This is a genomic window from Methylorubrum aminovorans (genome assembly GCF_022179725.1).
In the GTDB taxonomy this organism is placed as follows: Bacteria; Pseudomonadota; Alphaproteobacteria; order Rhizobiales; family Beijerinckiaceae; genus Methylobacterium; species Methylobacterium aminovorans.
The window spans coordinates 460,356-478,049 of sequence record NZ_BPRC01000001.1 but is presented as its reverse complement, the minus strand read 5'-3'; the positions used below and the strand labels follow the sequence as shown (position 1 = coordinate 478,049).

At 62.5% G+C, this 17,694-nt stretch carries 18 protein-coding genes; all 18 read right to left on the bottom strand.

Translation table 11 applies throughout. The features are described 5' to 3' along the window. Positions 1-42 precede the first annotated feature (42 nt). The gene (locus MFF24_RS02120) at positions 43-327 is read right to left on the bottom strand and encodes a hypothetical protein (protein WP_238222026.1); all 285 of its coding nucleotides are present in this window, start codon (positions 325-327) and stop codon (positions 43-45) included. Beyond that, complete coding sequence (locus MFF24_RS02115; RefSeq protein WP_238222024.1) at positions 324-896, bottom strand: glycoside hydrolase family 19 protein; 573 nt, start codon at positions 894-896, stop codon at positions 324-326. The genes MFF24_RS02120 and MFF24_RS02115 overlap by 4 nt, the downstream gene beginning before the upstream one ends. 63 nt (positions 897-959) lie before the next feature. After that, a complete protein-coding gene (locus tag MFF24_RS02110; protein WP_238222022.1) occupies positions 960-1,154 on the bottom strand; it encodes a hypothetical protein in 195 nt (64 codons plus the stop codon). A gap of 12 nt (positions 1,155-1,166) precedes the next feature. After that, the gene (locus MFF24_RS02105; protein WP_238222020.1) at positions 1,167-1,667 is read right to left on the bottom strand and encodes a hypothetical protein; all 501 of its coding nucleotides are present in this window, start codon (positions 1,665-1,667) and stop codon (positions 1,167-1,169) included. An 11-nt stretch (positions 1,668-1,678) separates the two neighbouring features. Beyond that, positions 1,679-2,464 carry a LamG-like jellyroll fold domain-containing protein gene (locus MFF24_RS02100; protein WP_238222018.1) on the bottom strand — a complete coding sequence of 262 codons (786 nt, stop codon included), beginning with the start codon at positions 2,462-2,464 and terminating at the stop codon, positions 1,679-1,681. After that, positions 2,464-2,886 (bottom strand): hypothetical protein, encoded by a 423-nt coding sequence (locus tag MFF24_RS02095; RefSeq protein WP_238222017.1) that lies wholly within the window; start codon positions 2,884-2,886, stop codon positions 2,464-2,466. Before MFF24_RS02095 ends, MFF24_RS02100 begins: the two co-directional genes overlap by 1 nt. Continuing rightward, a complete protein-coding gene (locus tag MFF24_RS02090; RefSeq protein WP_238222016.1) occupies positions 2,886-4,793 on the bottom strand; it encodes a hypothetical protein in 1,908 nt (635 codons plus the stop codon). The genes MFF24_RS02095 and MFF24_RS02090 overlap by 1 nt, the downstream gene beginning before the upstream one ends. Positions 4,794-4,799: 6 nt before the next feature. Continuing rightward, complete coding sequence (locus MFF24_RS02085; protein WP_238222015.1) at positions 4,800-5,423, bottom strand: phage adaptor protein; 624 nt, start codon at positions 5,421-5,423, stop codon at positions 4,800-4,802. 8 nt (positions 5,424-5,431) lie between these two features. Continuing rightward, a complete protein-coding gene (locus MFF24_RS02080) occupies positions 5,432-5,773 on the bottom strand; it encodes a hypothetical protein (RefSeq protein WP_238222014.1) in 342 nt (113 codons plus the stop codon). Positions 5,774-5,836: 63 nt separating this feature from the next. Further along, the gene (locus MFF24_RS02075) at positions 5,837-6,754 is read right to left on the bottom strand and encodes an SU10 major capsid protein (protein ID WP_238222013.1); all 918 of its coding nucleotides are present in this window, start codon (positions 6,752-6,754) and stop codon (positions 5,837-5,839) included. Between the two features lie 49 nt (positions 6,755-6,803). Continuing rightward, on the bottom strand, positions 6,804-7,889 hold the full coding sequence (locus MFF24_RS02070; protein ID WP_238222012.1) for a hypothetical protein: 1,086 nt from the start codon (positions 7,887-7,889) through the stop codon (positions 6,804-6,806). After that, on the bottom strand, positions 7,879-8,148 hold the full coding sequence (locus tag MFF24_RS02065; RefSeq protein ID WP_238222011.1) for a hypothetical protein: 270 nt from the start codon (positions 8,146-8,148) through the stop codon (positions 7,879-7,881). The genes MFF24_RS02070 and MFF24_RS02065 overlap by 11 nt, the downstream gene beginning before the upstream one ends. A gap of 18 nt (positions 8,149-8,166) precedes the next feature. Then, a complete protein-coding gene (locus MFF24_RS02060) occupies positions 8,167-9,555 on the bottom strand; it encodes a phage tail tip lysozyme (protein WP_238222010.1) in 1,389 nt (462 codons plus the stop codon). Positions 9,556-9,658: 103 nt separating this feature from the next. Next, the gene (locus MFF24_RS02055) at positions 9,659-11,680 is read right to left on the bottom strand and encodes a portal protein (RefSeq protein ID WP_425543173.1); all 2,022 of its coding nucleotides are present in this window, start codon (positions 11,678-11,680) and stop codon (positions 9,659-9,661) included. Between the two features lie 40 nt (positions 11,681-11,720). After that, positions 11,721-13,391: a phage terminase large subunit family protein gene (locus tag MFF24_RS02050; protein WP_238222005.1), complete on the bottom strand. Its 1,671-nt coding sequence runs from the start codon at positions 13,389-13,391 to the stop codon at positions 11,721-11,723. Continuing rightward, positions 13,370-13,981: a hypothetical protein gene (locus tag MFF24_RS02045; RefSeq protein WP_238222004.1), complete on the bottom strand. Its 612-nt coding sequence runs from the start codon at positions 13,979-13,981 to the stop codon at positions 13,370-13,372. Before MFF24_RS02045 ends, MFF24_RS02050 begins: the two co-directional genes overlap by 22 nt. Further along, positions 13,978-16,353 (bottom strand): hypothetical protein, encoded by a 2,376-nt coding sequence (locus tag MFF24_RS02040; protein ID WP_238222003.1) that lies wholly within the window; start codon positions 16,351-16,353, stop codon positions 13,978-13,980. The genes MFF24_RS02045 and MFF24_RS02040 overlap by 4 nt, the downstream gene beginning before the upstream one ends. Next, complete coding sequence (locus tag MFF24_RS02035; RefSeq protein WP_238222002.1) at positions 16,353-17,591, bottom strand: hypothetical protein; 1,239 nt, start codon at positions 17,589-17,591, stop codon at positions 16,353-16,355. The genes MFF24_RS02040 and MFF24_RS02035 overlap by 1 nt, the downstream gene beginning before the upstream one ends. Positions 17,592-17,694: the final 103 nt, after the last annotated feature.

Below are 17,694 nucleotides of genomic sequence, written 5' to 3'. Positions count from 1 at the left end.
ACGCTGCCAGGGAACAAAGTAGTTCATAAAACGTTGTGGCGATTATTGAAAAATCGCCATGATGCCATTGAAGTCGATTGAGGAGATCATCGAGAGCGCCGCGGTGCCGTCGATGTGCCCTGAGTATAGACCCGCAGCGACGGTGAGACCCGTTGCAGCCGCGAGAACGAGCGGCTTGTAGTTCTTCGGCCGCGGGGTGACCGCCACGGGCGCAGCCTTCTTCCCACGCTTGGGAGCGGGGGCGGGGGTCGGCGCGTCTACGGGCGTCGATGGGCGAAGCGTGGTGATGACGCGGATCGCGGTGAGAGCGAGAGAGATCGGGTTCATCGTGCCTTTCGAAACAGATTGAGGAGAGCCGTGAAGAAGCCGGTCTTCGGTCCAGTGACGGGCGCAGCGGCCGGAGAGCGATCGAACGACGCGTCGAGTGCGGCGAGGAAGCGGGCGTGATACCCGGCGATCAGCGCGGCCTTGTCGGTGCCGTTGATGATGCGACGTGCACCCACCGCATCCGAACGGTCGATGTAATCGCTCAGCTTCTTTCCGGTGAACCAGCCTTCGATCATGCCGGCGTACATGATTTTCGCCGCGATAACCGGATCGAGTGCGAGTTCAGGCTTGTTGAGGAGATCGACACTTAGTTTCGATCCCGCCTTTTTGTAATTGTAGTCCCACGTCAACTGAACGTAGCCGCGCCCGTAATACACGCGACCATTCACAGCGACGCCGTACTTGCGCCCTTTACCCTTCCCATACTCTTCGATCGGCCGCATCGTGCGGGCGGTCTCGTGGAAGGTCGTCGCCAGGGCGTAGGCGAGGTATGCGCGAGGGTAAGCGCCGTAAGCGGATTCCCACGTGTCGAGCAAATGGTTCAGGCCATCAACGTGGCTCTGAGACAAGGTTCCGAACAGTGGTCGGATATGATCGAAAAATACTGAGCGTTTGAACACTCAGTATTTAGGTCAAGACCACCGCATCCGAATGAAGAATTCTTGATCTTCGTTCGCTTCGAAGACGCCGATGCTGGTGTCGTACGGAATCCCGTTCTCTGCGCACCATTCGACCCATTCCGTGTGGAAGGTCGGATACCAGTCGAATTCACACAGCGTGCTGATGATGACCGTGCTTCCCGCACAGCCGACGTAATGCTTCTTCATTCGGCGATTGTATCAGAGCGTCGCGCCAAGCGTGAAAATCTGATTGATCTCGGCTTCCGTCCAACCTTCGGCCGCCGCCATCTGCAACAGCATCGGGTCGTTGCGATCGAAATACGTCGCAAAGTTCCACGACAGCTTCATTTCGCGCGGGAGGTTGGGGTCGTTGAGGATCGCCTCGACCGCATCGAGCTTGCCGCAACGGAGCAGGGCAAGGGTCATCTGACGCGGGGTGATCGTGGTGACGGGCGGCTCCGGTTGATCCTCGAAGACCGGGCGGTACTCGACCGCGGTCTGATCGGCATTCCACGCGAGCGCGTACGAGGTGCGGGTCTTGCCCGGCGGTGGAGCCGGGGTCTGTACGATGTACAGCCCGTGCGGACGCGCATCGGCGTTCGTCCAGAGCGAGAAGTTCTGCCACGGGATGGTGACGGCGGATTCGCCTTCACCAACCGTGACATCCTGCGGGGGAAGCTCCTCAAAGGAGCCATCGGAGAGGGGTCGAACAACGATCATAAGAGGATTTATCAGTTGTTCGGGTGTTCAGCCGTGGGAATGCTGAAGTTCGCTGTGTAGCGGGCGACGCCCAACGTGATGCGAATGTCGTCGAGCCATCCGTTGAAGATGTTCGTCGCGTCGGTGTTCGTATAGCGCCCGACACTCATCCCGTAGGTGCCACCGAGATCGAGCGCGACCGTATACGTTCCGGTGCGTTCCGCCACGCCGTTGAACCAAAGCGTGCAGGTATTGCCGGAGCGCGTCAGGGCGATGTGATGCCACGCGCCGTTGTTCGGGTTCGACACGCTGGTGAGTCGAAGCTGCGTCGCGCCCGAACCGAGGTACATCGTCAGGGTCGTGCCGCCCGTGCCGGTGCCCGCGGCATTGGTCCAGTTCGCCACACCAAGGGCGGTCGCGGGTGGAGCGGTGCCACCGAGCGTCGCCGCGCCAAGGGTTTCGAACATGTTCGAGTACTGACCCTGCGAACCAGCGGTCCGCATCCAAAACTCGAAGGTGAAATCGCCCGTACCGTTCAACGCGGCGTTCGGTGGGATTTTCACCAGCGTTCCGCCCGCGTTGTTCAGCGTGCTGCGCAGCGCACCCGCGCCGAACTTCGTCGTGGTGCTCTGAATCCCGTAGTTTGCGGACGTGTTCGTCGCCTGGATCGCCCGCCCTGCCGGACCCGAGTCGTTATAGTCGGTGTCGAGATGCCACAGACCGTAGACAGACGAGTAATAGGGATCGACGGGACCGATCGGTGTTGGAACAGTCGGCTCCGAAGATGACGACGCGAAAGGACGAAGACCCACCAGCATTAGGCGATGCCCTTGCTGAGGGTGTACTTGATCGTTGTGGAATCGATCACGTCGTAATACAGGATGTCCACGGCACCCGCCGCGGTCGAAAGGGCGGAGGGATCACCCGCCGCCTTCTTCCAGTACGAGCCGTACGCGATCGTCCGGCCACCCGTGGCGTCCTGAATCAGGCGAATGCGCCCGCTCTGACCCGGCTTCATCACGGCGGGGTTCGCGAGGGTGAAATTGGCCGTCAGCGTCAAGCGCGCGTTGATGTAGAGATCGAGCGCCGGAGCGAAGGACGTGATGAAACCCGGAGCCGCTTCAACACCCGAACCCCATACGGCGTCAGGGGAGAGGACGACCCCTGCGGTGTTCGCGATGTACTGTGCGGTGGTGGCGGTGGGCGTGGTCGCACCCGAAGAGGGGAGGTAGAGCGGCATTACCACACTCTCCCCGACCAAGCCTGATTGACCACCGTGCCGATGATCGAGAGCGCCCCCGTGGGAACGCCCGTCGAGGGGAACTCGTAGAGCGCGCCCGGCACCAGCCGGAGCGAGCTTCCACCGACTGTCGCCGTACCAAGATCGTTCAGCCACAGGTCGGCGGTCGAGTTGTTCTGAATCCACCCGCCGCGACGATTGGCGTCGGCCGCCGCAATCTGCTGAGCCACGCTCGCGGAAGCCAGCGTACCGGAGATGTTCGTCGGAGTGACCGCCGGAGCGGTGCGCGTCGGGGCGGTGGTGACGGTGCCGCTGACGGTCGTCGCGACGGTGCCGGAGACCCCGACCGTGCCGGAGACCCCGACCGTGCCGCTGACCGCCTGCGTCGCCGGGAACTGCACCTCGACCGGGAAGCGGCTGGACGCGGATACGTTCACTCCGTTGACCGCCAACTCGACGTTGGGAAGCTGGCTGACGCGCACATAGGGCGCGCCCGTGAGGCTGACGGTGCCCGACACGTCCACCGGAAGACGGTTCGAGGTGGAGACAGCGGTTCCGCCAAGGGTGAGTGCACCGTTGTACGGATTGCTGACCGTGGTCGAAGCGGGGAAGTTGTTCACCGCCACCTCGGTGACCGGATTCGCGATCGTCACCGGATCGGCGAACGCGACGGGCACGGTGCCCTGAACGGCGACGTTCTGCGTCGCGGGCAGGTTCGAGATGCTGACGGAGGTCGTCGGGTTCTGCACCTGCACCGTCTGCACGGTGGGGAAGGTGACGTTCGCGTTGACCGTGGGGGTGCCGGCGAGCGCGACCGTGCCGGAGACGGTCTGCGTCTGCGGGAAGTTCGCGATCGAAATCGTGCCGCTCTTCACGACCACGTTGCCGTCGAACGTGCCGGTGCCACCGCCGCCGGACGACGGGTTGGTGACTTCGACGCGGATCGCCGTGGAGGAGTCGATCTTCAGCGGAGCCGCCACCGAGACGGCCTGCGTCGCCGGGAAGCTGACATCCACCGGAAGGCGGTTGTTCGTGCTGACGGTCGAGCCACCAAGGCGCAGCGCGCCGTCAAACTGATTGCTGACGGTCACCGCGGGGATCGTGCCGATGTTCACCGTTCCCGAGACGGTCTGCGTCGAGGGAAGATTCCCGATGTTGAAGCTCGTGGGGAAGTTGTTGATGCCAACGAGCCCGGAGATGCCGACGCTGGTGCCGCTCGCCAGGGCGACGGGCGCACCGAGGGTGACCGTGCCGATGGTGGCAGAGGATGCCTTCAGCACGCCGTCGAAGCCGCCACCACCGCCCCCGGCGCTGCCGGAGACGATCGCCACCGGGATCGGCTGCGTCGTGTCGTTGTTTACGCGGATCGAAGTCGGAGACGCGGGGAGGTTCGACACCTCGACCCGGCCGGTGACCGCCTGCGTGGCGGGGAAGTTGTTGATGCCGACCGAAGTCGTCGGATTGCTGATCGCCACCGTGCCGGAGATCGGACCGGCCACCGAGACCGAACCGATATGCGCGGCTCCCGTGGTGAGGCGGGCGGTGACCGACGATTCGCCGTTCAGCCGCACCTCTTGAAGGGCGGGGAAGTTCGAGATCGCGACGGTGCCGGTGACCGTCTGCTGTGCCGGCGGATTGGTGATGCGGACATCCTGCACCCCCGGCTGATTGACGATGCTGACCGGCTGAACCGCCGGGAAGCTCGCCACCTCGACCTTCTGCACCGCGGGGAAGTTCGCGATCGAGAGGGTGGATGACGGATTCTCCAAGACGACACGGCCGATGACGGCGTTCGACGCCTTCAGCACACCATCGAAGGGAGAGGTGAGAAGCGTCGGCGTGCCATCGGTCGGGAAAATGCCCGTGCCGGTTCCGACAGTGGTCGAGTTAGGAAAAATGCCGGTCATCGATGATTAGTACCAATCTCCGTTCATGTTATAGGCAGGGGCCATGGATGCGTTCTGGAAGTCATCCCGCAGGGCAAGCGCCTGAAGCTCTAGGAAGTGCGAGTTATATTCAGAGGTATATCGGGCCAACGCCAGATCATCTTCCGAATCGTCCGCGGCAATACGAAGTGCGCCGTACTCGACAAGCTCCGGCTTGAGATCGAACAGGCGGATCGAGGTGGTGTCGTCGGAGCCCGGCTCGATGGAGGAGCGGTACTCAAGCTCGATCACCGAACCCGCCTGGGGGATCGGCGCGATGCGGTACTGACCGACCACGCGCGTGTAATAGCGGGGCTGTGCCAGGGGGAGCGCGCGCTGCGCGTTGATCTCGGTGATGCTGCGCTGTTCGAGTTCGATCCCGTTGACGCGCAGCGACAGAAGCTCCGTCATCTCCGTGGGAATATCGATCAGACCGTTGAAGCCCTCATCGGTCACCACCTGCGTCAGCGCTTCGTCGATCGGCACGCGGATGGTCTGTTGAATGCGGCGCACGGCGTCGCCGATCCACTGGTTGACCAGTGAGACCGGCATGTTGTGGCGTGCGAGCTTGCGCAGGACGCGGTTGCGAATGTCGGCGAGCGTAGTCGGCATGAGGCTCCTTAGAAGCGGTGAACCGTAACGATGCAGCGCTCTTCACCCATCGCGCGCAGTGCATCCATGATTTCGTTCGCCATCTTGCGATCAACGTCCGGTGCCGACTGTGCCTGAGCAAATTCAGGATGCTTCTGACACAGCAAGTGCCACGTGAGCGGCGGCGGACGGACGAACATGTGCATTTCGCCGATGGGAATGGTCTTCGAAGCTTCCCGCATGAGACGGTTCTGTTCGTAGAACTCGTCAGGAACATGCTGGTAGGTGATGAGATCGAACTGACCGGGCGTCGTCTCACTCGGGACAAGACGCTGATAAACGTCGTACGGGTTGTGAAATTCTGAATCCATGAGTGTATTTACAAAAGAAAAGGCGGCCCGGAGGCCGCCTTAACTTGGATCGTCCGGGAACGATTAGAGGTCGAACTTGCCAGCCGTGCCGGTGACGTTGCGGATGACCGCAGCGGCCTTCGAGTTGTCGAGCTTCAGACCGTAGGTGCCGTAAACCTGCACCTTGGTGGAACGGCCGGTCTTGGCGAGTTCCTGGGTCTTCCAAGGCACCATGGCGAGCTTGGTGAAGTGATCCGGGTCGAAGATGAACGTGTCGCCAGCGCGCGAGAAGCGGTTGATGACAACCTTCTGCTGGCCGAACGGGGAGACGAACAGTTCGACCGCGTTCACGATCGCGGTGCCCGCGCCCGAACCGACGTTCGGAATCTCGCGGTAGCGGCCCGCAGCCTTCGAGAACTCGGTCAGGGCGACGGAGTAATCCGGGGTCACCATGATGACGGACGGGTCAGCGCCGTTGACGTAGAGCTTCTGAAGGGTGTCGAGAAGGTTCTTCTCGGTCGGCATCGCGGTCGAGCCGGTGGCGATGCGGTTGTCGGCGTGCACCAGCGACTGGAACGAGTCCATCGCGGGGTTGTTCACGTCGGCGACAGCAACCTGACCGGAGAGCATGATCGCCTCACGGGTGCGCTTCAGTTCGGCGACCTTCTTGAAGAGACGACGGGTCAGTTCGGCCTTGCGACCAACCTTGTCCACGATGTCGGCGATGTCGGAGACCTTGACCGTCTCGTCCATGTGCTGAAGCGAGGTCGAACGGGTCGCAACGTCATTGCCGTTGTTCTCGGTCGGATCGGCACCTTCGAAGCGGCGGTTGGTCAGATCGACAGCGGCGAGTTCGTCTTCAACCCACTGCGGCTTGTTGACGGTGGTCTTCTCTTCCTTGGTCATCGTGGTGAACGGGACCTTGGTCGGGGAGATCATGTGAATGGTCTCGTCCCAATTTTCCTTGATTGCGTTGAGTTCACGCGAAAGCAGAGTAGCCATGTTTTCTTATTCTTCCTTGAGTATAATCGATTAAAAACGGGTCTGAAACTCAATCGTCACGCATGCGCGACATGACCAAGGCCACCGCGTCATCGACGGAACCGGTTCGAGCGAGCCGCGACTTGGCGGACTTCGTGCGATCCGAGACGATGGGCTTGCGGGCGGCTTCCGTGGGCGAGCGGACGGGACGACCCTTGACCGGCTTGGCCGGCTTCGTGGTCTTCGTCGCCAGCGCATTCGCGCCAACCTTGGCGGCACGCTTGAACTCATAGAGTTCGTTGAGTGCCTTCACGAGCGCAGCGTCGTTACGCGTCGTCGCCAGAGAATTGACGAAGGACGTATCGAAGCCGAGATCGTTGATCGCGAACAGACCAAGCGTGTTCAGCCGGTCGTCAGTGAAGTCCTTGATCCCGTGCACCGGATCGAACAACGCCTGACGCGTTTCCTGAGCGTACTTGATCTTCTGTGCGTGCTCAGCCTGCTGCTTCTGCTGTTCGTGCTGCTGGACGAGATTGGTGAGATCATTGCGCAGGAATTCGAGGTTCTTGCGATCCTCCGCTTCCATTGCCGTGACTGCACGCCAGTCTTCGCCCGTCCAACCTTCTTCCGCCGCCTGGACGTTGAAGTTCACGCCTTCATACTTTGCGCGGTACGCCTGCTCCGCCTGCTGATACAGCTTGGTGAGCGCCGTGCTTGCGTAAGTATATGCTTCGTCAGCCTGCCGCTTCGTTTCAGAAGCTTCTTCGGATTTGCGATTAAGAGCCCGTTCCTGACCGTAGAGTCGCTTTAGGTCCTTGACGGTGACCTGATGGTCTTCGTCGTTGAACCGTACCGTGACAACCGCCTCATCGTCATCGACCCGCTTGTTCTGTTCGGGGCCTTCAGACGAATCCGCATCGTCAGTCTCTTCAGTCTCCTCCTCATCGTCCTCGGAATCGGAATCTGGATGGCCGTCTTCAGCGTCCTCGTCCTCATCGTCGAACTCGTCAGAGTCGGTCTCAAGGTCTTCCTCATCGTCGGGGTCGGAATGGCCGGTATCAGCGTTCGTCTGCCGGGAGAGGAAAAAATCTGCGACAGCTTCCGGGCTGTCATCCTGGGGTGCGCCCGAATGGGTGGCACCGACTTCAATCGTCAAAGGTATTGTCCTGCGAGTTGAGAGCTTCCAACACGTGCTCTGCTTCTACAACGCGTCTCCGTAGTGAATTAAGAATGTCGGAAATGCTCTTGAGTTGATAGAACACCGACTCGCGCTCAGCGCTGTCGGTGCTGTGTTTATTGAATGATGCCGCCTTGATGTCCCGCTCCAAGTCAGCGAAAACATTCATCAAATCTTCGTCGGCGAGGATACGCGCGGCACTACGGCCGCGCTCAAGAATTTCATCAGTGCTGAACATCAAATCTATTTATATTGACTACACCAGCCCCAAGAGCTTCAGAAGATTACCTTCGCTCGGATAGGGGTTCCCGCCCTGCCACGCCTCGGGATACGGGGTGCCTGCGGGTTTCTGCGCATGGTTGATCCAGCCGGATTCCGGGCCGTGGTAGGTCGCGCCCCAAATCGTCGGGGTCGAGCCGGAGGGAGCCTGCGGCATGCCGGGGATTGTCGCCTGCGGCTGCGGGAACAACTGATCGTTCGAGGGGCGCTGCGGGGGCAGCGGGACCATCTGGGGCTGCGGCTGTGCCGGGGTGGGTTCGGCCTTCGGGCGAATGCCACGCACGACAAGCGGGTTCTCTGCCGGACCCGGACCCGGATCGAAGTCCGTCTCGGTGTACTGGCGATCCCCCTGCGGGGCGATCGTCATCGGCGACGCTTCCGGTGCACGACCGAAATACCCATCGGAGAACGAGGGGGCACGGCGGGCGTCGGACTCGCCACCCACCTGAACCATGCCGTTGCGCGCACCGAGCGGCGTGGGATCGTTCGGGGTGATCCCGGCGACATCGGCAAAGGACGGCGGCAGGAAGCTGTTCGGGATCGACGGAGAGCCCTGAGGAGCCGGGGTCGCGCCCTGCGGGGGCTGCGGAGGCGCGGGAGGCTGGAAGGGCTGTGGAGCCGCCTGAGGCGCTTCCTGAGGGGCCTGAGGCGCTTCCTGAGGGGCCTGAGGCGCTTCCGGGGTGAACGAGGCGGGGATGATGGTGCCGGTCGTCATCGGATCGCCAGGGATCGCGCGGGTGAACGCCTCGATCATGCGCGGGATCAGCGGCTGATTGCCGGACGGGCTTTGGAAGCCTGCGAACCCGTTGGGGGACTGAATGAACGGGGTCGCGCCCTGCGGACGCTGCGGAGCGCCGGGATTGCGGGCCTGAGCGACCAACGAGGTGGCGGGTGCAACGGGATTCGCCGGAGCGTCACCGAGGGCACGGGCGAAGCCGTAGCCGTGGGCGATGCGGCGGTCGTGATGGGGCTTGCCGGCGACTTCGTAGCGCTTCGTCCACGTGCGTTCGCCCGCCTCGATCGTATCGGGACCACGCTTCAGCGCGTCGAGAACGTGACGATGAGACCCGTTGAGTTCGTTCACAAGGTGCTCGACCTGGGCGCGGGGGTCCTGCCACGGCACACCCATCGAGGCGGCGGTGCGCTTCAGCGCGGTCGCACGCCCCTGGTTCCACTGCCCGATGCCGATCGAATCCGACCCGTCCGCACCGTCGCCTCTATTCACCGAACGCGGCTCAAGATGCGCACCGGATTCGCCCATCAGCGAACCCACCGAACCGATCGCGGCATTGCGCGGAACACCAAGCGCAACGAGACGATCGAAGATCATCCGCGCGGTCGCATTCGAGTAGTCGTTCTTTGCCATCACACTCCTTTGATACGTTTCGGCTTAGGCTGCTTGATCTTGACGGGTTTCGGAGCGGGCACTTTCGGCACCCGCGGGAGTTTGATCTTCGTCATGCGTGACCTTACGGGCTGATGATGCCGCGGGACTGCGTGCCCTCGGGCGGGTTCTTCAGAAGCTCCATCTCTTCGTGCGCCAGTTCGATGCGCGACTGCGCTTCGGCGCTCTTGCGACGCTCTTCCGCTTCGGCGTTGCGCTGCTTCATCGCGAGGTCGAGGGTGTTGAAGCTGTTCTTCGCCGCGTTGGTCTCTGCGGTGATCGTCAACTTGCCGATGGCCGCTTGCGCCTGGGCGTTGAAGAGCGCAGCCTGACCGCGAATCTGTTCGACTTCCGCCATCTCGCGCTCGGACGGCTGCGGCGGCTGCGGCTCTCGGATCGGCAGGTAGCGCGCGACATCCGCGCGGTGACCCTTCAACGTCATCGCGTCGGAGAGCATGTTGTAGAAGCCCTCGGAGCCGGTGAAGGCGTCGCCGCCGTTCTGCTTGAGTTCGGTCGCGAATTGGATGATTTCACGAGCACGGCTCTCCTTCTCGCCGAAGCCGAGATGCACGGACGCCGAAGCGGTGCGCTTGTCGATCCAACGCCAAGGATCGACCGGGATGAAATTGCCCGCCACCTCGATCTGCTTCTCGTTGTCCTCGAACTGGACCACAAGCTTGTAAATCTTCTCGAACAACGGGACGAGGAAGTCGTCGGCAAAGTTGCGAGCAATCTGCTTCTGACGGGTCTGACCGTTGCCGGTGAACTGTTCGTACAGCGCGGAACTGTTCTGCTGCGAGAGAACATCCTTGTTCAGACCGATCGATGCGGCGGAGATGCCGGTGATCTCCTCGTTCATCTGGTCGAGCCCCTGAAGCATGGTGGTCAGCATGGGGTTCATCGCCGGCTGCTGCATCGCCTCCGGCTTCAGACCGGGATTGTGCTCGATGATGCCGCCGAAGCGATTGGCGAGGAATTCCTTCGGGTTGCTGAGCGAACCCGTGGGGACGAACCACCGCGGGTTCGTGGTGAGCGCGGCGTGATCGGCCATTGCCCGCCACATCGTGGTGTGCAGGTTCTGCGTCGGGATCACCGTCTTCGCGTAGTTCGTGCCGTAGAAGCGCCCGGCCATCGGGATCGGAGTGAAGACGACGAAGGGAAGCTCGGTCACCGGCTCGATATCGAGGGTGACCTTGCCGCAGCGGAGCACCTTGTAGAGCCGCGCCGTGAGATCGCCTTCGCGCTTGAAGCGGCTGTACGCCTCGTACACGGTGACTTCCTGAAGCTCGTCCTGAACGTGCTCGTTGCGCAGACGAATGCCGTCCGACACCTCACCGAAACGCGCCAAGCGCTCCGGGGCGAACTCGCCGCTGTCGTCCTGACCCGAGAGGATGTCGTCGCGACGCCCCTTCATCTTGGGGTACAGCCGCTCGATCTCATCGACCGTCATCACCGAACGGTGGACGCAGAAGGTACTCTCGGTCAGTTCCTCCGCCTGACGCTCGATCGCGAAATCCTCTGGGTTGACTACCTCGACACGCACCTGACCGTTGTCGCGACGGGTGACGACGCGACCGGAGAAGGTGCCATCGGGCTGCACATCCGCCTCGAATTCGAGGTTGTCGTCGGATTCCCACGCCTGAAGCTCCTCCGCGGTGACCTGAGCGAACTCAAGCTCTTCCTCGACGACGTTCGGCTCCCAGAAGACCTTGGCGATGCCGACACGGGCCGTGAGACCGTTGAAGATTGTCGAGCGGATGATCTTGCGACCGCAATTCTGCTTGAAAAACACGTAGTTCGTGTAATCCGAGGCGATCCGAGCCGCTTCAACATCCTGCGCGTGCAGAGCGTCGAAGCTGATGATGCCCGATCCGGCGGAGAAGGTGTCACCCAACTGCGCCGTCATCTGTTCGACCGCCTTGAACACGTGCGCGCTCACCCATGTCGAGCCGTTGACATGCTGAGGCTTGGGAAGCTTGCGCTCGTAATATTCGAGTACGCGCGTGCGTTCGGTCGAAAGCTTGCTAGAATACCAACTGATCGCGTCGGAAATCTTGTGATCGATGAGGACGCCAATGCGCTCGTCTGTGAGAGGATTCTTGCTCAAAATCGCCTTTACTAAACTATTCGAATATTGCTTTATTTAATCAATATGCAGGGAGGAAAGATTCCTCGATCAGGTCGAGCGGAAGCGGCTCCCGCTTGCCCTTGTGGATGAAGTTCGCCATCGCGAGCGCCATCACTGTGTCGTCGTGCGCGCCCGGCGAGGCTTCCAAGCCGCCCGCATCGGTGCGGATGAACGTGCGCATTTCATCGAGGGTGACCGGGCAGTTGACGATGATGTTTCCCTTCTTCACCGCGTCCTGAAGGCGCGAGATGATGAGGGGCTTCGTCTTGCGGTTGGTGTCGAAGCCGATGTTGTCGGTGTATTCGTCCGACACCTTCTCATCGCGCACCCGCAGATACAGGTTCGGATAATGGAACTCGCGCGACAGACGGCTCTTCGCGGTGTGTCCGACCGCGTTGACTTCGATGATGATCTCAGCCGTGTTGAACATCCGTCCGAGACGGTTCAGCACCTGCCCGTAGAACCACGGGTCGATCTTGTTTGAGCGATAGATACCAACCTGACGCCGATCCTCATCGAGAATCTGAGCGATCGAATAGTCGCCGCGCCCGGTGCCCTGCGCGACATCCGCGCCGATGTAGTAGACCTTGCCCTTGACCGGCTCTTCGAACAGCGTGAGATCGCCCTGACGATCCTTGCGTTCCTCGAACACGTCGTCCGCCTCGTTGTAGTGCAATCGCTTGACCGGATTGACCGCGGCTTTGCGCAGTGTTTCGAGGTGGACAGGCGAGAACAGCGGCGAACCGGAGTTCTGAAACGCGTCCTGCGGCGTCGCCGGGAACTCGCGCATGAAGTCTTCATGCGTCTCCGCCCGCAGCATTTCACCGCGTCGCCAGTTGATCTGTCCAAGCGTCAGGCCGTGTTCGGCCATCAACTCTTTCTCTTCGATCGTCAGTTCGCCCGGTGTGCTATCAACGCCAAAGTCGGGGCCGTAATCCTCGTCCGTATAGTCCTCCGAGTAGAACCACGGTGAGAAGAATTGCTCGAAACCATTGCCGGGTGCACGATGATAGAGATCGTAATACGCACCGGAGACACCGTTTGCCGTGCTCTCGACGATGACGATGGAGTTCTTCTTCTTCGGGCAGGCAACGATGATCGACTGAAGGTTCTTCTGTGCAGTCGATTCCTGCCAGAACGCCACCTCGGACAGCCATGCGAGGTTCAACGTACGACCACGACCAAGGTCTTCCGCACCCGCGGTATCGACTTCGATCGACGTATCGAGATCGGAGAACACCATCTGACGAACCGAGCCCTTCGAGAGCTTCGGACGCATCTTCTCCGGCATCATCTTGTGAGTGTACTGAAGCATTGTGAACAACGCCTCAGAGACCTTCTTCAGGTTTGCGACGACGAATGCCTGTTTGGTCGAGCGATGCTTGAGCCACCAGTAGGAATACGCTTGCATGAACGTCGAGAAGCCCTGCTGACGGGCTTTCAAGACGACGATGCGCACGTAACCGCGATCGGACGCCCACTGACGTTCGATCATCGCGAGAAGGTCGCGCTGAACCCGGTTCAGCTTGAACGGAACCGGCTCGCCGTCCTTGTTACGAATCTTGCAGTACTTCTCCGCGAAGTAGGCGAAGTCCGTCGCACAGCGGCGACGCTCTTCGAGAATCGCATCACGCGTCGTAAACTCTTGCGCCGAGGGTTTGGTGACTTTTAGTTTGTCTTTGGCGGGCAAGCGTCCTTTCCGGGAATGAAGTCACCTAGACCAAGGTCTTCATCCCACGCGCCTTCCACGTCCTCTGCAACCGTCTTCACCTCAATCTTCTGCTTCTCCACCGGGCGAGCGGCGTTGAATTCGAGAATCTTGTCGAGTGCCTTTTGCACGTCGCGATCCGACGCCCCCATGACGATCATCTTGAGGTAACGGCGCATGGCGATGCGCTTGAGCGGGTTGGGCTCTGAGTTGATGTGCGAGGCGGCCTCTTCAAGCTCACCGTCCTGCTCGCCGAACAGTGCGGCGAGGTATTCGTTCTTGAGTGTCATCTGCTCCCTTGTCGTTCCATCGGTTTGACCCTTCGCGCGTCCCGATCGGGAGCGCGGCAGGTTCGCGTGATTGTCCGCCTGAATGCGGCCCCGCCATTTCTTCCAACCGGGCCGTTCCAACTCATGGCGGTCGGACTGCGCCCCCTTGTTCTCGACTTCGCGGAAGCCGGGACGGCGCTTGCGTGGGCGATGGTTGAACGGACCCACCCGCTTCGGCGGTGGTACGTAACTCAGTGCTCCTTCCTCAAAGACGAGGTATTTACCGTCACCGACTTTCTTCATTTCGTCTTGCGCTTCGTTTTTCCGGTTCTCTTTGTCGATTTAGCACGAGTGAGAACTTTGTTCGCACGCATCTCCGACTTGAGGCGGACGGTCTTGTTCACCGCCTGCACCTTCGGGTCGCGGGCGATGGCTTGACGCACGAAGTCGCGATCCCGCGCCTTGAACGAGCCGACGAACGCTTCGATCGCCCGGCGGGCCGTCTCGACGGAGTTCGAACGCGTCACCGCATCGATGATCGCGGGTGCTTCCTGACCGAGCCGGGTCGCACCTTCGGGCGAGATGATCGGATCGCCTGCGGGAGCCGCCTCCACCTGCTTGAACGAGCGGGCACGGGTCACCGCGGGATCACCCGCGCCACCCATCTCCGCTTCGAGCGGCTTGATGATCTCTTCGTGGATCGCCTTCGCCTGCGTCTTCGCAGCGGTGCGGAGCGCTTCGGGCAGACCGGCATTGGTCTCCATCGAGCGGACCGAGCGGTGATGTTCCTGAGCGACTTCGAGCAAGGGACGCCCCTCGCCCTCCGCCTGCACCCGCATCTCGGTGAGAATGTCGGGAACGGACATCGCGCGGGTGCCCGGCTGCGGGGCCGGAGCGGGTGCAGGAGCCGCCTGGGGAGCCGCCTGGGGAGCCGCCTGGGGAGCGGGCCGCGGGGTGAAGCGCTGCGGCGCATCCGCCCCGATGAGATCGGTCAGCGGGGGATGAGCGGGAGCCGGAGCGGGCGTCGGGGCGTCGATCGGGGGAGCCGCCGGAGCCGGAGCTTCGCCCTGCATCTCATTGACCGCGCCTTTCAGCCGGTTGATGTCCGCCTCCGTGCGGGCGGCCGTGGGAATGATGGCGGTGGGGTCGTTCGAGGCACGGGTGACGTAACGGTCGCTGTACGAGGCGAGCGGATCGTTCACCGCACGATCGATGCCGGTGATCTTCGAGGCGGCCTTTGCCGCCGCGGCCAAACCGAGAAGCTTCCCGCCGGTCGCCACGTTGAGGCCACCCGTGAGGATCGGCAGACCTTCGGACAGGGCACCACCGACGAAGCCGGCCTTGCCGGGGTTGCGTAGTGCCTTGCTGAGGAGAGAGGACGACGCGCCGGTTCCGGCGGTGTCCGCCATCTGGTTGACCGCGTTCACGTCGGCGATCGCCCGGAACGCCTCGTTGTCGCCGATCTGATCGCGCACGCGGGAAAGCTGCCGCTCATCCATCACCGCGCCCGTCCTGAGGAAGCTCTGAGCGTCGCGCAGGGCGAGCACACCATCCTCGGTCAAACCGGTCAGGCTCGGGTCCTTGGCGAACGTCTCGACGCGGCGTCCGTAGCGCTCGCCCGCCGTCTCAAGATTCGCCGCAGTCTGGCGACGGTTCGAGAGATCGCCGGGGAAGGCGTCGGAGTTCATGTCGTCGAGGACACGCGTCAGCGCTTGGTCGTTGGTCTTGCCACGCGAGCGGTACTTGTACGCACCGACCCCCGCGCCGGGCGAGCGAATGCCTGCGATGACACCGCGCACACCCACACCGGTCGCCGCAGCGTCCGCGACTTCCTTCGGATCGAAGTTGTCGAAGCCGTCGTTGCGCGCGACCTGGGCGAGCACGTCATTTGCGGCTCCGCCCGCACCGAGCACACCCGCTTCCGCGGTCAGACCGACACTCGCCCGACCAAGACGTGAGCCGGCGACTTTCGCCCCCACGGTCTTGCCGATGCCCTTGCCGAGAATGCCGGAGGCTTTGAGGGTGGCCGCGTCGATGCCCGCCTGAGCACTCGATTCGATCCAGGTGGAATTGAAATCCTCATCGGACGGCTTTGCCCGGCCCTGTTCGGCCGCGCGGGCTTCGGCGTTCTGGTTCCAGTAGCGCAGGAAGCCGTACGCGGCGGCTCCGCCGACGCCACCGATGAGCGCGCCCACGGGACCACCGACCGCACCACCGGCCGCGCCCATGCCGACCGCGGCGAGAATGCCCGGAGCGGCCTCTGCGGCGGCCTTGGGAAGCTCGGAGGCGGTGGCGATCGGGGCGGCGATGTCGAACTGTGCCGGACGGTAGGAACCCGCCTGCTTCTGAACGAGGTCGCCCGTCGTCTGGACGGCTGTGCCGCCACCGAGATGGTCGATGGTGCCGCCGATGTTGCGAAGGTCGGAGCCCGCCCCGTGGACGACCGCGCGGCCGAGATCGGTCGCATAGTCGCCCCACGACTGGTTCTTGATCGTGTCGCGACGCTGCTGACCCTGGACGTTCTGCAATGAGGTGAGGATGGCGGAGGCCGGAGCCCCCGCCTGACGCGCCTGTTCGATCTCGCCGGCAAACTGCGGAGCCGTCGCGGTGAGCGAGGTCAGAATCTCGTCATCCGACGCGCCGGCCCGGCGCGCCTGTTCGATGTCGTCGCGCATCAGCGGATCACCCCGCGGCGACGCAAATCCTCGATCAGCGGGCTCTCATTGCGACCCGGTGCGGGAGCGCTCGATCCGGCGTACGGACGGCTGCGCTCCGCTTCGCTGTCGCGCTCACGGTGACCGCGTGCGGTCGCCGCGTAGCCCTCGAAGGTCTGAGCGCGGTAGCCATCGGGATCGAAGTCCGGTCCGTAACGCTTGAGGATGTTCGTCGCGCGACCGCTGCGGTAGGTCGTGTCGGCGTCAAGCTGGGTCATGTAGCGACCCATCCAATCGTACACCTGCTTGTTGTTCAAGCGAGCGCTACCACCCAAGATTTCCTGCTGAATGCGCTTGGCATCGGAATCCGTCTGGACGCCCTTTTCACCACGAAGCTGCTGATTGGCCGCACCCTGGATGAACGCTTGCACGCGCATCGCATTCGCCGCGCGCGGATCGCCCGAGTCGAGCATCGTCTGAAGCTCAGCCGTGGTCTTGCCGATGAGGTTCACATCGACCTGATTGTTGCGGAAGGCGTTGCGAAGCTCTTCCGCCTCGCGGTACAGAGTCATCGACTTGACGAGCGACTGTTCATCCTCGTTGATCGTCTTTTCAGCCGTTGCAGTGGGTTTGGGATACTCGCGCGCCGCCTGCTCATCCTCCGGCACCGCGGTGCGGTTGAAGGTGATTTCGCCGGTCAGCGGGTTCTTCATCGTGGTGACCCGGAACTTGCCGTTCGGCGAGGTGCTGACGGAAGTCTCCGGGGCGGCGTTCATCTGCATCTTCTGCAACTGCGCCTGCCGAGCGAGCGACGCCGTTTCATCTGCGCGCCGGTTGTCGGCGTTCACATTGGCTTCCTGCGTATCGGCGTTGCGCAGACCCGCCACCGCCGCGGCGTTTCCGGGCGGAGCGAACCACGCGCCCATCTTCTCCATGCGCCGTCCGAGATCGGCGAGGCTGTTCATGCCGAGGAAACCACCGGAGGCGGGAGCCTGAGCGGGAGCCGGAGCGTAGCCCGGCGCAACCGTGCTGGGATCGGCGTAGGGCTGCACCTGCGGCGCGGGTGCGCCGTAAGGCGCGGGAGCCGCCTGAGGGGCCGGAGCGGGCGTCTGCGGCATCAGAGCGGCGGAGATCGGCGCACGCTCGAACGATTGCCCCTGAAGCCCGGTATAGGCGAGATCGGGCCGCGTGACGTTCGGATCACCGGGAATCGCGTTCGCGAAGATCGGTCCGCGGGCACGCAGTTCGTCCGGTCCCACGGCGAGGCGCTGAGCCTCACCGGGGATCGTCTGCGCTTCCTGATACTGCGGCGACAGCGCGGGGATCGGGAGACGGAAGCCGTAATAATTCGGAGAATTCGGG